The organism is Bartonella vinsonii subsp. berkhoffii ATCC 51672 (assembly GCF_902825225.1).
Taxonomy (GTDB): Bacteria; Pseudomonadota; Alphaproteobacteria; order Rhizobiales; family Rhizobiaceae; genus Bartonella; species Bartonella berkhoffii.
Genome location: NZ_CADEAK010000144.1, coordinates 1 through 461 on the forward strand (window position 1 = coordinate 1; position 461 = coordinate 461).

Below are 461 nucleotides of genomic sequence, written 5' to 3' on the forward strand. Positions count from 1 at the left end.
CACCAGAGCCTGCAAAAGAATGGTTACAAAGTCACTCTGATCGCCAAAAAATCGACGGGCTTGATGATTGTATTCTGTGTGCTTGTTGTCAAACATCCTGTCCAAGTTATGGGTGGAATGGTGATCGTTATTTAGGACCCGCTATTTTACTTCAAGCTTAGCGTTGGATTGCTGACTCCCGTGATGAAATGTGTGGTGAGCGTCTGGATAATGTAGAAGACCCTTTCCGGCTTTATCGCTGTCATACAATTATGAATTGTACACAAACTTGTCCAAAGGGATTAAAGCCAGCTAAAGCAATTGCTGAGATTAAAAAACTCATGGTTGAACGTCGCCTTTAAAAACTTACCAGTTAAGAAGAGGCATGGAAAAACCAAAAGGGGGGCATGTTTGTTGCCATGTGACACAAGATTCATTCTGTAAAAAGCATTGGCTTTGTATGAAAAAACACTTATCATTTT

At 40.6% G+C, this 461-nt stretch carries 1 pseudogene; it reads left to right on the forward strand.

The window, feature by feature from the left end:
* Positions 1 to 341 (forward strand): annotated as a pseudogene (locus tag J7R10_RS08660) (4Fe-4S dicluster domain-containing protein); the annotation flags it as partial.
* Between the last annotated feature and the right edge of the window lie 120 nt (positions 342 to 461).